A 15,935-nucleotide genomic window follows, 5' to 3' on the forward strand; every position below is an offset into this window, starting at 1 on the left:
GCGATGTTAACAAATAACTATTGCGACTTCTATATCTACAAAATATTCGATAAATACTTATACAATCAGAGCGCTAAACATGCATTGCATTTTTGAACGCGATACCGGCCTTGGTTCTGTTAATAACACCAAGCTTTCTCAATACTGCAGATACATGCTGTTTAACGGTGGACTCAGAAATGGCCAGTTCGTAAGCAATCTGCTTGTTAAGCAAGCCGTCTGATACCATTCGCAACACTTTAAGTTGGTGAGGGGTAAGTTGCTTTAATCGGGTTGTGAAATCATCTTGGCCAGAGTGGCCATTCGCATTCGATGCAGTGGTATTTGGCATCGTAGCTGATGCATTGTGAACTGAAGCTGGGATCCAAGTTTCACCGTCTAACACCGTATTTACCGCGTCAATAATGCAATCGACTGACGCTGATTTGGGTATAAAACCGCTTGCGCCTAACGCAAACGATTTTGCCATAACATCAGGCTCTTCTTGTGCGGTAATAACAACAACAAGTACATCAGGATAGAGCGCATGTACCTCAGCAAGGCCATTTAACCCTTCATTGCCTGGCATAGTAAGATCTAAGAAAAGCAGATCGATGTCGTCATTTTCTTCAAGACTAGTGAGCGTATCGGGGAACGTGGAGGTTTCTACAAGTTCGATATGCTCCACACTAGCTAACGCATGGCACATCGCAGCCCTGAACAGAGGATGATCGTCAGCAATCAAGATTTTCACAGACATAATGCTATCAACTTGTAACTACCTTGTTAATCAACATACTACCACGCCGGTAAAAAAAGGTTAATCTTATTGGCGTATCTGTTATTGCGTATCTGTAATTGGGTAAGGGTCTGCACCACGCCCTTCACTACTCGACATATCTGCCGGCCAACACAATCGAAAGAGGTCGAGCAAACGTGAGCACGCCTAAGCGCAATGGCCTAGGCGTGAAACGTGTTGCTGGTCTTCTTCAGAACATACCGTTTAGAATCGATAACCTACCGTAAGGTGAACTGTACGTGGGTCACCGTAATAACCGATAAGTGTCGTATCGCCACCAAGGCCCGGACCGAAGTTACCTTCATCGTCTTGCGTGACAAAGTCATAACCACCAACCAGATACTCTTCATCGGTCAGGTTTTTGACGTGTAGTCCAGCATACCAATCGCCTTCAACGCTTTCCCAGCGCGCGCTTAAGTTCACCATACCATAGGCATCTTGTTGAATAAGATCGCTGGTTTCAAAGATAAGATAATCATCGCGATAGTAGTAGTTGGCATTGAAAGTAATATCCCCAAAACTCGTTTCTAGTAGGTAGTTGGCATTAAGATTAAAGGTATTCTCTGGCGTACTTGCTAGACCAATCAACGGAGGGATTGCATTGTTTTTCTTAATCTCAAAGTCAATATAACCGTAAGCAACGTCAAACTGAAGGTTATCTGTGGCTACCCACGTCATCTCCAACTCGGCGCCTTTTGCGGCCGTTTCTGCAGCATTACGCAGTCGCTGGTCGAGGGCTGTTGGATCAGATAAATCCCCTTCTACACCGATATACTGACGATCTTTGTGGTCGTAAGAGAACAATGTGATATTCATACGAAGTGCGTCGGTTAAGTCACTCTTCACACCCACTTCGAAGCTGTCAACGACTTCTGGTTCAACACCAGGCTCGTTAGTCTGAGCACGAGGGTTAAACGTGCCCGATTTGAAGCCTTGTGAATAGCTCGCGAAGAACATGGTATCGCGGTCCATTTGATACTCCACGCCCACTCTCGGGGTAAAGCGCGACCAACTCTCTACCGCTGGCGCGTCTAACACGTCATCGCCATCGGTGTCTGTCCCAAGTACTTGAGGTACTAATTGTCCGTCGGGACGCACGTACCCATCAATCCAGTCGGTATACGGATAAACATTGGCGAATACCAAACCGTTATTTACAAACGCGGTCTTTTCTTCATCGGTGTATCGGGCACCAAGCGAAAGCGATAGCTTATCGGTTACGTCATAGTTCATTTGCGCATAGGCAGCCCAGCTTTCTGAGTTATTACAACCCGTCACTTCCCGCGTTAACCCTGAGGCACCAAGCGATTGACCTAACACACCTAAAATGGCATCAAAATTACCGCAACTCTCACCATCGTAAAAATAGAGCCCTGACACTAAGCTAAACGCGTTCCCGGTATAATTCGCTTGAATCTCGTGAGTATCATTATTGTCGTCATACTCTGCCGGTACATCAAAAATAGGCAGAGGCGTATTGTCAAAATCAATGTTGGTAGGTGAATAGCTCTCTCTATGCGAACCAATATATTTAAGCTCTAAATCATCATTCACTCTGTATCGTGCCAACCAGTTATAGCCTTCTAACTCGACTTTATTCCATGTAGGTAAACTGGTGTAAGAATCGAAAACCGAATCAGGCACGGGAGCATCTGTTAAAATACTGGGAATTAAACGATAGCCGCCTTTCGCATTTGATGTATCTTCGGTTTTATCCCAGCCAATGCGGAAAAATAAATCTTCGCTTGGATGAACTTCAAGTGTCACACGGGCTGCCCAAAGATCTTTGTTATAGTTCTCTTTATCTTGATTGGGCAACGCGCTTAACAGATATTCACCGAAGCCGTCGCGGTTTAAGTTGGCATAACCCACGCCTAGATACACCGTGTCTTCAATCAATGGTATTTGACCTGTCACTTTGATATCACGCTGACTGTAACTACCTACCGTAGCTTCAACGTTCATCTGCGTATCGCCGGTCATTTCTTTCGTAACGTATTTAACCGCGCCACCAATCGTATTCTTTCCGTAAAGCGTCCCCTGCGGGCCACGTAACACCTCAATACGCTGTACGTCTAACAAATCAAGTACGGCCCCTTGTGGGCGAGCAATATAAACATCGTCAACATAAATACCCACTCCTGGTTCATAGCCCCAAAGCGGGTCTTGCTGACCCAATCCGCGAATAAATGCCGTCAAAGTGGAATTGGTACCGCGACTGGTTTGTAGCGTAGTGTTGGGCGAAAACTGCTGCACTTCAGTCAGCACGCTAATCCCTTTTTCTCCAAGTTCAACCGCACCAATAGACGTGATAGCTACCGGCGTTTCCTGTAGCGACTCTACAGTTTTTCGCGCTGTCACCTCAATACGTTCTAATTTTCCTTTTTGCGCTTCGGCATCGGCATTGGCTTGACTATCCTGAGCAAATACTGGCGCTGTGCTTAAAACGCTAGCCACCGCTAGGGCACAAAGGCTGTGCATGGGGTGCTTAACTGAATCGCTTTTGCGTTCTACTGTGCTAACAGAGGCTGAATGTGATTGGTAGGGTAAAACCAAGCCATTTGTGTGTATTGATTGAGACATAGTGAGTCCTTGTTGTTCTAAGTTCTGGTCACTGCCGGATATATTGCCTACGGTCAAAATCACTTTAGTTAATTAATTGTTAATAGTATGTAGTACCATCGTACTATGGGATTTTGATAAAAGTAACGTCAAACTTTATGTCTGTTATGAACGCTTTTTATCTGATTTGTATACACTTTTTGGTTTTGAGTGTAAGCAAATCTTTAATCGACTTAACTGTTTCGGATCATCTGCGGTCACAGATTTTTTAAGGAATAATAACTATGTTAAGTATGATTGGCTTAGTAGGCGGTCTGTTGTTGCTTATTGTTTTGACAATACGCGGAATGAACCTCTTTATTGCTGCACCTTTGTGTGCGCTTGTCGTTGCCACTACCAATAATATCGGCGTCTTCACCGGCGACGTGAACTTCGTTCAAACCTATATGAGCGGTTTCTCTGGCTTTATCGCCTCTTGGTTTTTCATGTTTTTACTTGGTGCGTTATTCGGTAAGTTCATGGAAGACACAGGCGCAGCAGATGCTGTTTCTCGCTGGATCATCACCAAAATTGGTTACAAGCGTGCTGTATTAGCTGTTGTGCTAGCTTGCGCTATTTTGACCTACGGTGGTGTAAGCGTGTTTGTGGTAGCGTTTTCTGTTTATCCTATGGCGGTAAGTTTGTTTAAAGATGCCAACCTACCCCGTCGCTTCATACCTGCTGCCATGGCATTCGGGTCGGTAACATTTACGATGACCTCCGCGGGCTCGCCAGAAATCCAAAACTGGATCCCTATAAAGTATTTGGGCACCTCCCCTTTTGCCGCGTGGGAAGTTAGCCTTGTCGTCGCCATATTCATGGCATGCTTCGGTTACTGGTGGCTGGCTAAGATGATCAGAAAAGCCGTTAATAACGGCGAGGTGTTTGAAGCCAGAGCAAGCGACCCTGAAGTGCGAGACAGAGCGCTACCCCACCCGCTTACCGGAATTGTGCCGTTAGTCGTGGTGTTAGTCATTTCGTTTCTATTCCATGAAGAACTCGCTCAGCTGGCGCTTATTCTGGCGTTAGGCGGCGGCGTACTGTGTTTGCTGGCTATTAACTACAAACATTTTCACAGTTTACCGGTTGCCATAAATGCGGGTACCACCGGCGCATTGATCGCCATCGGTAACACCGCCGCTGTTGTAGGTTTTGGCTCTATAGCAAAAAACACCGAAGCGTTTCAAACAACCGTAGCGCTTATGACCCAAATTCCTGGTAACGAGCTTATTGGTGCCGCCATTGCCGTAAGCGTGATTGCAGGGTTAACAGGAAGTGCATCGGGCGGACAAGCCATTGCCTTACCCTTGGTGGCTCCGCATTACCTTGACCAAGGCGTAGAGCCAGAACAGCTACATAGAATTGTGTCTATATCATCAGGCGCACTAGATTCGTTACCTCACAATGGCTATGTGGTTACTACCATACGCGCCATTTGTAACGAAACCCATCAGGCTGCCTACTGGGCGGTTGGTGCGCTAACTGTTGTGGTGCCAGTTATTGGCCTTGCCATGGCTATTGGCCTGTTTAGCATTATGTAGCATTAGTCAAAGCCAACGATATGGCCTAAGGCCGCACGATATATAAGTCACTCTAGCAAAACATTGCCATCTAAAAATGCAGCCAGAGAAAGGGATAAGAAAGTATGAATTGGAAAAAGACGCTTGCTTCCACGTTAGTGTGGAGTAAGAGCAAAGGCATCAACAAGCTATTTAAACAGCCGGGCTCACAACGAGTGCAGAAACAGTTAGCATCAGCAAATTTGGTTGAGGTGTATTTAATTAAAAAGCAGCGCTCATTGGTAGGATTATTTGCCACACTAATGTTGACTTTACATTGCCAAAGCATTGCTGGCGTCTCCGACGATACATCGCCATTGCTCAGTTCTTCAAAAGCACCTACTTCTGAGCCCGTTTCTTCCTTGTCAAGCGCTTCGCTGATGGTAGAAAAACGCATTTTTGAAATGCCTCATTTCACAACCTTTGGTGGTAAACAAATTAAAAACGTAAAAGTTGGCTGGGAGGCGTACGGAACACTAAATGATGCTAAGAGTAACGTTATACTGATTACCCACTATTTTTCTGGATCTTCCCACGCAGCTGGAAAGTACGATGAAAACGATCCAGCGCCAGGCTACTGGGATAGTATTATCGGCCCCGGCAAGGCGATTGATACAGACCGCTTTTATGTAATAAGCGTTGATACGCTGGCCAATCTAAATGCTTACGACCCGCACGTTATTACAACCGGTCCTACGTCAATAAATCCAGATACAGGCAAACCTTATGGCTTAGACTTTCCCGTCGTGACAATACGTGACTTTGTCAATGTTCAAAAAGCACTTCTCGAAAGTTTAGACATTAGCAAACTGTATGCGGTTATTGGGCCTTCTATGGGCTCTATGCAAGCTATCGATTGGGCGAGCGCTTACCCAGACTGGGTTGAACGTATGATTTCAGTTATCGGCGCAGGTCAAAGCGATGCATGGACTACCGCGGCATTGGAACACTGGGCAACGCCTATCACTCTAGATAAAAACTGGAACAACGGCGCTTATTCCAAAGAACAAGCACCTCTTAATGGCTTAGCTGCCTCGCTCATGTTAATTACGCAAAATGCCCTTACCCCTTCTTTTTTCAACCTAACCGGCAACACGTTAGGGTATAAAAATGTTGAGTCGGCGCCGCTTAATGACATACGTCAATCACACAGTATTGTGAACTGGCTGCGTGAGCGAGCAAAGACCCGGGCAAAATCCATGGACGCAAACCACCTTTTATACTTGGTTCGAGCTTGCCAGCTCTTCGTTGCTGGGCATCAAGGTAATCTTGAGCAAGGGCTGGCGTCGATAAAGGCGAAAACGCTGTTTATTCCAGCCCAAACTGATTTGCTTCTTATGCCCTACTTATCGCAAAGTGCACACCAAGGTTTAACTTCAATGAATAACGACAGCACATTGGTTACGCTAAATGGCAAATTAGGTCATTTAGAAGGCGTGACCAATGTATCCGCTCAAGCTCAGGCTATTCGCCAATTTTTAGAAAATGATAAGGCTGCAATGCAATGATGAAATCTACCCCCTTTTTACGCCACGCGCTTTGTCTGTCTGTATTAAGCGCACTTGCCGTTAGTGTACCGGTATTCGGTAACGATTCATCGGCGCAAGACGCGCTCCCTTCACTCACCATTGATTTAAAGAACGTTACCGTATCTGGCTTATCGTCAGGCGGTTACATGGCAACACAATTTCAATTAGCACACAGCGACTGGGTAAAAGGCGTTGGCGTTATTGCTGGTGGCCCGTACTTCTGTGCACAAGGTGATATAACCACTGCCCTGGCACAGTGCGTGAACAAGGTAGAGGGAGAAATTAACCTTGAAGCGCTGAATGAAAAAGCTAAACAGTATGAAACTGAAGGAAAAATTGCGTCGCTTTCCAATATGAAAGACGCAAAAGTCTGGCTTTTTCACGGTACGCAAGACACTAGAGTGATTGCACCAGTAAGCGATTTATTATTTGAGCAATATAAATTGTGGACAGACACGCAAAATATTACCTATATCAATGACAAGCCGATGGCACACCTCTTTCCCACCAAAAACAATGGGGTTAACTGCATGAAATCAGAGAGCCCCTTCATTGGAAACTGCGACTACGATGCAGCAGGTGCCATGCTCTCTCATCTTGTTGAAGATGTTTCGACACCCGACGAGTCACTATCAGGGCAAATTCATTCAATTGATCAGCAAAAAATAGCGGGTGGCGATGCCAAAACATTAGCAAGTGAAGGCTTTGTGTATGTGCCTGAAAGCTGTGCACAAGGCGAGCCATGCAGAGCCCATATTAGTTTCCACGGCTGTAACCAGTATGCCGATGCCGTTGGCGATGCCTACACTACCCAAACAGGGCTGAATGAATGGGCTGATGACAACAATATCGTTGTGCTTTATCCGCAAACTAAAAAGTCATTATTCATGCCGTTAAATCCGCAAGGCTGTTGGGATTGGTGGGGCTATGCCTCTGGCGATTACGCCAACAGGGACGGCGCACAAATAAACGCAGTAAAACAGCTGCTGTTTTCATTAAATAGTGCACCTTCACTAAATAAATCCAACGGAAGTAACAATGACTAAGCGCACAATATTTATCACGGGTGGAGCAAGCGGCATTGGCTTTGGCATTGCTGAGTCAATGGTGAAACAAGGGCACCATGTGATCATCGCCGACATAAACGAACAGGCAGCAAAAGAAGCTGTAACTAAACTTGCACATTTAGACGGCTCGGCCAGCGCAGTAGCGGTAGACGTATGCAATGCAGAGCAAGTTGCAGCGCTACCTGAGGTACTAGGGAAACACACCGTTGATGTACTTATAAACAATGCCGGCATTCAGCACGTTTCACGCATCGAGGACTTCCCTGCAGATAAGTGGCAGCAGCTTATAAACATCATGCTTGTTGGCCCAGCTCTGTTAACCCAAGCGTTTTTACCTGCCATGCGTAAGCAAAATTACGGGCGAATCATTAATGTAGGCTCTATTCACTCGTTGGTAGCCTCGCCCTATAAATCTGCTTATGTAGCGGCGAAGCACGGCCTGCTGGGCTTTGCAAAAACCATTTCCCTTGAAACAGGAGACTGCGATGTGACTATCAATACCCTTTGCCCCGCCTATGTAAAAACGCCATTAGTGGAGAAGCAAATTGCTGCACAGGCGAAAGAAAATAATCTTACCGAGGAAGAGGTAATCACAAAGATAATGTTAGAGCCCATGCCTAAAAAGCAATTTGTGAGCGTTGAAGAGCTTGCTGATACCGCAAGTTTCCTAATGTCACCCGGCGCCCGTAATATAACCGGGCAAACTATGGTGCTTGACGGGGGATGGACGGCTCGGTAACAAGCTATACTAAAGACTAAAGCTCTCGACAGAGAGTTTTAGCGTTTTATTGATCTGCATCTAATACCTTCTTTCAAAGTTTCAATACATTGGCGCCTAAAATAATTCACATATTTTAGTTGGCAGTATTGATGACTAAAGAAATCCATTTCTCCCCAGACGAGATTATCGTTAGCAAGACAGATTTAAACGGGCATATCACGTATGCCAACCGTCTGTTTATGCGTGTTTGCAACTACCCTGAGTCGGCACTACTTGGTGAACCCCACCGTCTAATTCGGCACCAAGATATGCCTAGAGGCGTTTTTTATGGCATGTGGAAAACGTTGAAAAGCAAAGAGGAGTTTTTTGGCTTTGTTAAAAACAGTACTTACGACGGGAACTACTATTGGGTATTTGCTAACGTTACGCCTGATTTTGAAAATCAAAGGCCTGTAGGATATTACTCTGTTCGCCGTGTTGCTCCAAAGGAAGCCTTGATAGATATCGTTGATATTTATAAAAAAATGCTAGAAATCGAGCTAGCGAGCGACAGGGCAAGTGCACCTGAAAAAGGTTGGCAATGGATGGTCGACTATTGTGCACAAAAAGCCGGCACCAGTTACGACGAATTTATTCTTAAACACTATCAACAGTATCGATAGGCAACCTTGTGAACGCTCAAAAACACGCCAGCAAAAATTATCCTTTTATACAGCAAAAATACGCGCTTACTTGTTTCGTTTTTGCGCTACTCTCACTCTTGATAAGCGCTATGAACTTATGGCAATACGGGTTTAACATTTCGAATGCGCTCGCACCTATATTAACGTGGGGTTTCGCACTTATTGCGTGGTTAGATCACGCGAAACCCTTAAAAGCACTTAGTACGATTGAAAGCACGCTAGATCAAGCCCGCGCGGGAAATACATACGTTAGAATTACCAACACTAAAGGGCTTGGTGAAGTGGGCAAAGTAGCATGGGCATTGAATGATTTTCTCGATATCATCGAATCAAACTTCAAAGAGCTTTCTAACAGTTTTCATGCAACGAGTGAGCGAAAGTTTTTTCGAAAGGGCTTAACCGATGGTATGCCAGGCGAATTTGGAAAAATGATGACTAACGTCAATATCGCCATTAAAGGAATGGAAGATGCTGATAACTTTTCCCGCCAAAATAGGTTGTTAAGCGAACTTCACCAGCTAAACACCTCGAACTTATTAATTAATTTAAAAAATAGTCAGTCGGACTTAAGTTTACTGTCGTCTAAAATGGATGACGTATTGGACATTGCCACTGAAAGTAGAGACGGTGCCCACAGAAGCCGCGACACGGTTTCAGGTATTAACGATGCAATTACTGACGTGAATGAACGCATGGACACCGTTGAAGTAACGGCACGAGAGCTTGAAGCCCAAAGCCATAAGATTTCAGAAACCATAAAATTAATTAGTGATATTGCTGATCAAACAAACCTGCTTGCTCTGAATGCAGCTATCGAGGCCGCGCGTGCTGGTGATGTGGGCAGAGGCTTTGCTGTTGTGGCAGATGAAGTGCGCAATCTAGCAACCCGAACTCGGACGTCGACGGAAGAAATCACGGGTATTATAAGTGGGCTAAGAACTCAAATTGATTCAATGGTTCACCATACGCTAAACGTCAGCCAACAAACCAAGGAAATTGGCGACGAAGTAAAGACCTTCCATCACAACTTTGATGATGTAGCGTCGGCGGCTCAATCAACCATTACACTAATGTCTCAAACCAAAGATCGCGCATTCGCATCGCTGGTTCAGCTAGATCATGTCATATACATGCAAAATGGTTATATTGGACTAGAAAAAGGCGGTGTTGGCGAAGAAGCAGACGCAATTAGTGTAGACCACTTCAATTGCCGGTTAGGTAAATGGTATTACAGTGATGCCGGAAAACAAAGCTTCAGCCGCATGCAGGGCTATAAAAATCTAGAAGCCCATCATGTAGAAGTTCACAAGCAGGTACAAGAGGCCTTCGAGCTTGTAAGAATGGATTGGATGAAAGATGACACCATCTTAGATGAGCTTGTCGAGAGAGTAAGGGTGGCCGAGAATGCCAGTAAAGGTGTGATGCATTGCATTAGCGACATGCTTACCGACTAAGTAAAACATGCCTAGGTAAAAGCGAAAATACGTACCTTAACTAGGCATATAGAGAGTGATAGAGGCTCACCATCTCATCAATAGTTGGCACTTTGGGGTTGTTAGCTGGCGACCCCGATGCTAATGCCTGCTCTGCCATGGTAAAGGCTTGCTCCAAAAACGCCTCTTTAGCAATACCGAAATCAGAAGGCGTAGGTACCTGTAGATCTGCATTCAGTGCTTTTAGTTCGTTGATAAGCTTTTGATTCGCCACCTCATCTGAGTCACTTTGCGTAGCAACACCCATGGCGCGAGCACATTGTGCATAACGCACTGATGCACTTGGAATAGAAAAGGCGGTAACCGCGGGCAATAACATGGCATTCGACAATCCGTGAGGCACATGGAACGCTGCACCGATAGGCCGGCTCATTCCGTGAACAAGGGCCACTGAGGCGTTTGAAAAAGCAATGCCCGCGAGCGTTGAGCCCAGCATCATTGATTCTCTCGCCGTTTCATTTGTTGGGTCTGCAAATACAGTGCGTAGATTAGGAGCAATTAACGCCATGGCTGATAACGCCTGTGCATCACTGTAAAGATTGGCTTTGCGGCTAACAAACGCTTCAATAGCGTGAGTAAGCGCATCAATGCCTGTATCGGCTGTCACGCGGGCAGGCAAACTTTGCGTTAATGAATAATCGACCAGGGCCGCCGTTGGCATAAATCCTAAACCAACACACAACATTTTTTCTGTGGTATCTTCGTCGGTGATAATGGTAAATCGCGTTGCTTCTGAGCCTGTTCCCGCTGTTGTGGGAATAGCAATGATCGGCAGCCCCGCTTCATCTACAACCCGCGGGAATTTGTAGTCTCGCATTTCGCCGCCGTACTTACCCAAAATAGCGATGGCTTTTGCGCTATCGATGGGGCTTCCACCACCTAAAGCAATAATGCTGTCATAAGCGTGGGTTTTGAACGCATCCACACCGCGATAAATAGACCTCACCGTGGGCTCTGGCACCGTATCTGAAAATACATCGGCGCTTATTCCTGCCTCTTCCAGCACTTGCACTATGGCAGCACTATATCCCAACTCAACCATTACCTTATCGGTAACCAGTAAAGGTTTATGGCAGTTGAGTCCTTTCAGCGTTTCAGCAACCCGCTGACTCGCCCCTTTCCCTATGTGCATCACTCTTGGCAGAATAATTTGATGAGACATATTTCCCTCGCTGCGAATTCTTTTCATCAGCATACCTAGTACAACGCCCAAAGCAATGACAATGTAAAAATAATGTTACCACCCCACTACCTCTCCAGCTTTCCTCCAGATACTTACAAGTGCATGGTTGTTTCTATTGCCAAGAGTTAATGGTGAATTATTAACATCACCACACGTGAAATGAGTGATAGACTGATAAGAACTTTTCTGTGGACTACGATTATGAAGAAACTCGGTATGATTTCGTTGCTTATAGCAATTATCGCTATAGCGATATGGCAATGGCCGAAGCCTGAAGCACCTTTACTTTCATCAAACAACGTCATGCCCGCCATGGAGAATTTGCCCGACAATTTCTTTGATACACAAGTAAACCCAGTACTAACACAGCGCTGTGTTGTCTGCCACGCCTGTTATGATGCGCCATGCCAACTGAAGATGTCATCTCCAGAAGGTATAGCCAGAGGTGCTAACAAAGAAAAAGTCTATGAAGGTACGCGACTCACCGCTGCCCAACCCAATAGAATGTTTCTCGACGCCCATAACGTAGACGCATGGCGACAGCGTGGCTTTTTCGACGTGCTCGAATCGAAAGAAAAACCTAACGCTTCACCGACCCAATCTTCGGTGCTAGCGCAAATGCTTTTACTAAAAAAACAGCACCCTTTGCCCAACACCGCTCATTTGGGTGACGGTTTCGATATAAGCTTAAATCGACAAAACCAATGCCCAACAATAGATGAAATGGGCGAATACATAGCAGACCAGCCCTTGGGAGGCATGCCCTACGCTCTGCCGGCGCTATCGGATTCTGAACATACTACGCTTATTCAATGGTTAAACCATGGTGCGCCGTTACCGTCGCCCAAAGTGCTCTCACAAGAACTGAATGAGAAAGTATCTGACTTAGAAGCATGGCTAAATGGCGATAGCAATAAGATGCAGCTTTCCGCACGCTATATTTACGAACACTTGTTTACGTCTCACCTCTATTTTGAAGATATTTCAGAAAAAGGTAAAACGCCGCAGTTTTTTAATCTAGTGCGCTCGCGTACACCACCCGGACAAGCGTTAGATATTATTGCTACTCGCAGACCCTTCGACGATCCAGAGGTCGAGCGCGTTTACTATCGTCTACAGCCAGTGCATTCAACTATCGTGAGTAAAACACATCAAGCTTACGCCATTAATAAAACACTGATGGATAAATGGCAATCGTGGTTTGTTGAAGCCGACTTTTCTGTAGAAACATTGCCATCATACAAACCCCAAGTGGCGGCCAACCCATTAACGGCCTTTACCTTATTGCCAGTAGAAAGTCGTTATCGTTTTATGCTTGAGCGCGCGCAAAACACCATTATGGGTTATATTAAAGGTCCCGTGTGCAGAGGCCAAGTCGCGCTTAACGTCATTAACGATCGGTTTTGGGTGTTCTTTGTCGACCCAGACATTGCAGCCTCTGAAAAAGTGAATGCTTTTTACGCTTCTCAAAAAGAAAACCTTCACCTTCCGGCTGAAAACGATAGCTCAGCCCTTGCGGTAAATTGGGTTAAATACGCAAAGCGCCAAGGCGACTATATGCGTGCAAGAACTACCTTTTTAAATAGTGAGTTTGAAAACGGTGAGCACCTAAACATGTCGAGCATTTGGGATGGCGACGGCAACAACACAAATGCCAGCTTGACCGTATTTCGTCATTTCGATAACGCCACTGTAGCGAAAGGAATGATTGGTAAGCCGACCAAAACGGCATGGGTGATTGACTATGCCTTGTTAGAGCGCATTCACTATTTGCTTGTGGCTGGCTTCGACGTTTACGGCAACTATGGTCACCAACTAATGACCCGTTTGTACATGGATTTCTTACGTATGGAAGGTGAATCGAACTTCCTTAATCTGCTTCCTCCAACCACTCGCCATGAGCTTCTCAACGCTTGGTATCAAAACGCCAGCCCTGAATTAACCGATTATTTGGAAGGTGATATTAACAGTTTCGAACAACCTTCTGGCATAGCATTTGAAACAGATACCCCTCAACAAGAACTCTATCAATTGTTATCGCAATACTTGGCTAAGGTTCAACCAAAGGCCTCAAACTACAATAAACGTCTGCTATCACCAGAACAGTTCGAAGTACTAAAGCGCTTAGATTCACTACCAGCTCAACAAGCGACCTTGATGCCTGAAACTACCATGATTGTGATCCAAGACGACAAAAACCCAGACAACATTGATGTATTCACTGCCCTTAGAAATAGCGCGCATTACAATGTAAATAGCCTATTTGAAGAAGAGGAAAACCGGGAGCCTTCTAAAGATTCAATCACGCTCGTTCATGGTTTGTTGGGCAGTTACCCTGACGCATTCTGGTATATCAATGCCTCAGAGATAACGTCTTCGATTGAGAAGCTTAAATCCATTAAAAGCGAAGCCGATTACAAAGCCTTGCTCGACGATGTTGGCATGCGCCGAACCAACCCTAACTTTTGGGCGTTTAGTGATAAATTAATGCAATGGTCTAGCGAGCGCTATCCTATTGAAGGCGGTCTTCTCGACTATAATCGGTTAGAAGATCGCTAAACCTTGCACTGTGTGCCGTTTTACGCTTTTCTTTTGCAAAAAACCTGTGCTAATGTCCAACCATTGGAAATGAAAGGACATTAGCATTCCATGCCCTATCAAACCGTTGCTTTAATTGGAAAACCTCAGCACGCTGCAACCCACGACAGCCTGAACATTCTTGCCGAATATTTATTGGCAAAAGGCTGTAAATTATTGGTTGAGGAAAGTATTGCTGAAGAACTTGAAACCGAAAACTTCAAAAGCTGTAACCTTGTCACTATTGGCAAAGAGGCTGACCTTGCCGTTGTGGTAGGCGGTGACGGCAGCATGCTTGGTGCAGCACGTGTGCTCGCTCGCTTTGACATTCACGTTGTCGGTGTGAACCGCGGAAATCTCGGCTTTTTAACTGATATCCACCCCGATGATATTGTTCAACAACTTGACCTTATCTTTAACGGTGAATGCGTAGTAGAAGAGCGCTTCTTACTTGAAGTAGAAGTTTATCGACACGAAAAGCTTAAAAGTAACAACTCTGCTGTAAACGAAGTGGTACTTCACCACGGAAAAGTTGCCCATATGATGGAATTTGAAATTTACATCGATGAGCAATTTGTATTCAGTCAGCGCAGCGACGGATTAATAGTAGCCACACCTACAGGTTCAACGGCTTACTCTTTATCAGCGGGCGGCCCTATTATTATGCCCAAGCTAGATGCACTTACGTTGGTACCCATGTTTCCTCACACACTTAGCAGCCGTCCAATCGTTGTTGATGCTGACAGTCAGGTATCGATGAAAGTATCAAAGGTTAACAGTGACTCGCTACAAGTGAGTTGCGATAGCCATATTGTTCTGCCGGTGCTACCTGGTGATGAAATTCGAATAAACAAAAGCGTAGACAAGCTTCATCTTGTTCACCCTAAGGGCTACAGCTACTTCAATGTACTTCGTAAAAAGTTAGGTTGGGGTAGTAAGCTTTACTAACCTCCCTGCTCCATTTAGTTGGTTCCATGTGCATTTATTACATAAGCCTGTAGCATTTTCTTGATTGCTACAGGCTTGAAAAATAAAGATTTTTTAATCTTCTCTAATTTCCTTAACGAAAACCAAGACTTATAGAAATATAAGACTTCGGCATACCTGTTGCACCTATTACTTCAAGTCGTCAGCACAAGGTCTTTGTTATTTGGCCTAAATGATGTTTCGCATCCCGCTGACTTATTTGCATTCAATAGGAGATATCATGAGTAACACCAATATCAAATTTACAGCCCCTGGAATGGATAACGATGCAGCTGCCAAAACAATCAAGGTATTGGATCAGCGATTGGTTGCACTATTAGATTTACAGTTAACGTTGAAGCACATTCATTGGAATGTAGTAGGACCAAATTTTATCGGTGTGCATGAAATGTTGGATCCGCAGGTAGATGCGGTACGCGAAATGACCGACACAATTGCAGAGCGAATTGCCACGTTAGGTGGCGTACCTAAAGGTACACCAAAAGCCATTGTTGAAGGTCGCAGCTGGAACGATTATGAGTTGGGTAAAGGTTTAGTACTTGACCACCTTAAGGCGCTGGATGCCGTATATGACGGTGTAAATGGTGACCATAGAAAAGCGTTAGAGCTTTTAGGTGAAATTGACCCAGTATCGGAAGATATGATCACCGGCCAACTTGCAGATTTAGAACAGTTCCAGTGGTTTGTGCGCGCGCACATTGAGTCTGGCAGCGGTGAGCTACAGCAATAGAATACGTTCACTGTGTTTGCAGATTGT

The 15,935-nt window shown here is 45.2% G+C and carries 12 protein-coding genes; 9 read left to right on the plus strand and 3 right to left on the minus strand.

Annotated elements, in window-relative coordinates:
• Positions 1 to 73: 73 nt before the first annotated feature.
• Together RJ41_RS00670 and RJ41_RS00675 are read right to left on the minus strand one after the other, a co-directional pair.
• On the minus strand, positions 74 to 739 hold the full coding sequence (locus tag RJ41_RS00670; protein WP_039216271.1) for a response regulator transcription factor: 666 nt from the start codon (positions 737 to 739) through the stop codon (positions 74 to 76).
• Between the two features lie 243 nt (positions 740 to 982).
• Positions 983 to 3,361 carry a TonB-dependent receptor gene (locus RJ41_RS00675; protein WP_039216272.1) on the minus strand — a complete coding sequence of 793 codons (2,379 nt, stop codon included), beginning with the start codon at positions 3,359 to 3,361 and terminating at the stop codon, positions 983 to 985.
• A 263-nt stretch (positions 3,362 to 3,624) separates the two neighbouring features.
• On the opposite strand from RJ41_RS00675, the gene RJ41_RS00680 reads away from it, so the two are divergent.
• The 6 genes from RJ41_RS00680 (at position 3,625) to RJ41_RS19450 (ending at position 10,392) form a co-directional block, all read left to right on the plus strand.
• Positions 3,625 to 4,920 carry a GntP family permease gene (locus RJ41_RS00680; RefSeq protein WP_039216273.1) on the plus strand — a complete coding sequence of 432 codons (1,296 nt, stop codon included), beginning with the start codon at positions 3,625 to 3,627 and terminating at the stop codon, positions 4,918 to 4,920.
• Between the two features lie 104 nt (positions 4,921 to 5,024).
• Positions 5,025 to 6,446, plus strand: coding sequence for an E22 family MetX-like putative esterase (locus RJ41_RS00685; protein WP_039216274.1), 1,422 nt, complete (start codon positions 5,025 to 5,027; stop codon positions 6,444 to 6,446).
• A complete protein-coding gene (locus RJ41_RS00690) occupies positions 6,443 to 7,513 on the plus strand; it encodes an extracellular catalytic domain type 2 short-chain-length polyhydroxyalkanoate depolymerase (RefSeq protein WP_039216275.1) in 1,071 nt (356 codons plus the stop codon). Before RJ41_RS00685 ends, RJ41_RS00690 begins: the two co-directional genes overlap by 4 nt.
• The gene (locus RJ41_RS00695) at positions 7,506 to 8,273 is read left to right on the plus strand and encodes a 3-hydroxybutyrate dehydrogenase (RefSeq protein WP_039216276.1); all 768 of its coding nucleotides are present in this window, start codon (positions 7,506 to 7,508) and stop codon (positions 8,271 to 8,273) included. Before RJ41_RS00690 ends, RJ41_RS00695 begins: the two co-directional genes overlap by 8 nt.
• A 131-nt stretch (positions 8,274 to 8,404) precedes the next feature.
• Complete coding sequence (locus RJ41_RS00700; protein WP_039216277.1) at positions 8,405 to 8,917, plus strand: PAS domain-containing protein; 513 nt, start codon at positions 8,405 to 8,407, stop codon at positions 8,915 to 8,917.
• A 110-nt stretch (positions 8,918 to 9,027) separates the two neighbouring features.
• The gene (locus RJ41_RS19450; protein ID WP_052235374.1) at positions 9,028 to 10,392 is read left to right on the plus strand and encodes a methyl-accepting chemotaxis protein; all 1,365 of its coding nucleotides are present in this window, start codon (positions 9,028 to 9,030) and stop codon (positions 10,390 to 10,392) included.
• A 40-nt stretch (positions 10,393 to 10,432) separates the two neighbouring features.
• Here RJ41_RS19450 and RJ41_RS00710 read toward each other — a convergent pair whose 3' ends face one another.
• Positions 10,433 to 11,620: an iron-containing alcohol dehydrogenase gene (locus RJ41_RS00710; RefSeq protein WP_240485699.1), complete on the minus strand. Its 1,188-nt coding sequence runs from the start codon at positions 11,618 to 11,620 to the stop codon at positions 10,433 to 10,435.
• Positions 11,621 to 11,830: 210 nt separating this feature from the next.
• Here RJ41_RS00710 and RJ41_RS00715 point away from each other — a divergent pair, with 210 nt between their 5' ends.
• From RJ41_RS00715 to dps, 3 genes are all read left to right on the plus strand, one after another.
• Entirely contained in the window at positions 11,831 to 14,173 is a 2,343-nt protein-coding gene (locus tag RJ41_RS00715) for a fatty acid cis/trans isomerase (RefSeq protein ID WP_039216278.1), read from the plus strand.
• Positions 14,174 to 14,263: 90 nt separating this feature from the next.
• Complete coding sequence (nadK, locus tag RJ41_RS00720; RefSeq protein ID WP_014948959.1) at positions 14,264 to 15,139, plus strand: NAD(+) kinase; 876 nt, start codon at positions 14,264 to 14,266, stop codon at positions 15,137 to 15,139.
• Between the two features lie 259 nt (positions 15,140 to 15,398).
• Positions 15,399 to 15,908, plus strand: a complete 510-nt coding sequence (dps, locus tag RJ41_RS00725) for a DNA starvation/stationary phase protection protein Dps (RefSeq protein ID WP_014976104.1) — start codon at positions 15,399 to 15,401, stop codon at positions 15,906 to 15,908.
• Positions 15,909 to 15,935: the final 27 nt, after the last annotated feature.

The organism is Alteromonas marina, from assembly GCF_000808575.1.
Taxonomy (GTDB): Bacteria; Pseudomonadota; Gammaproteobacteria; order Enterobacterales; family Alteromonadaceae; genus Alteromonas; species Alteromonas marina_A.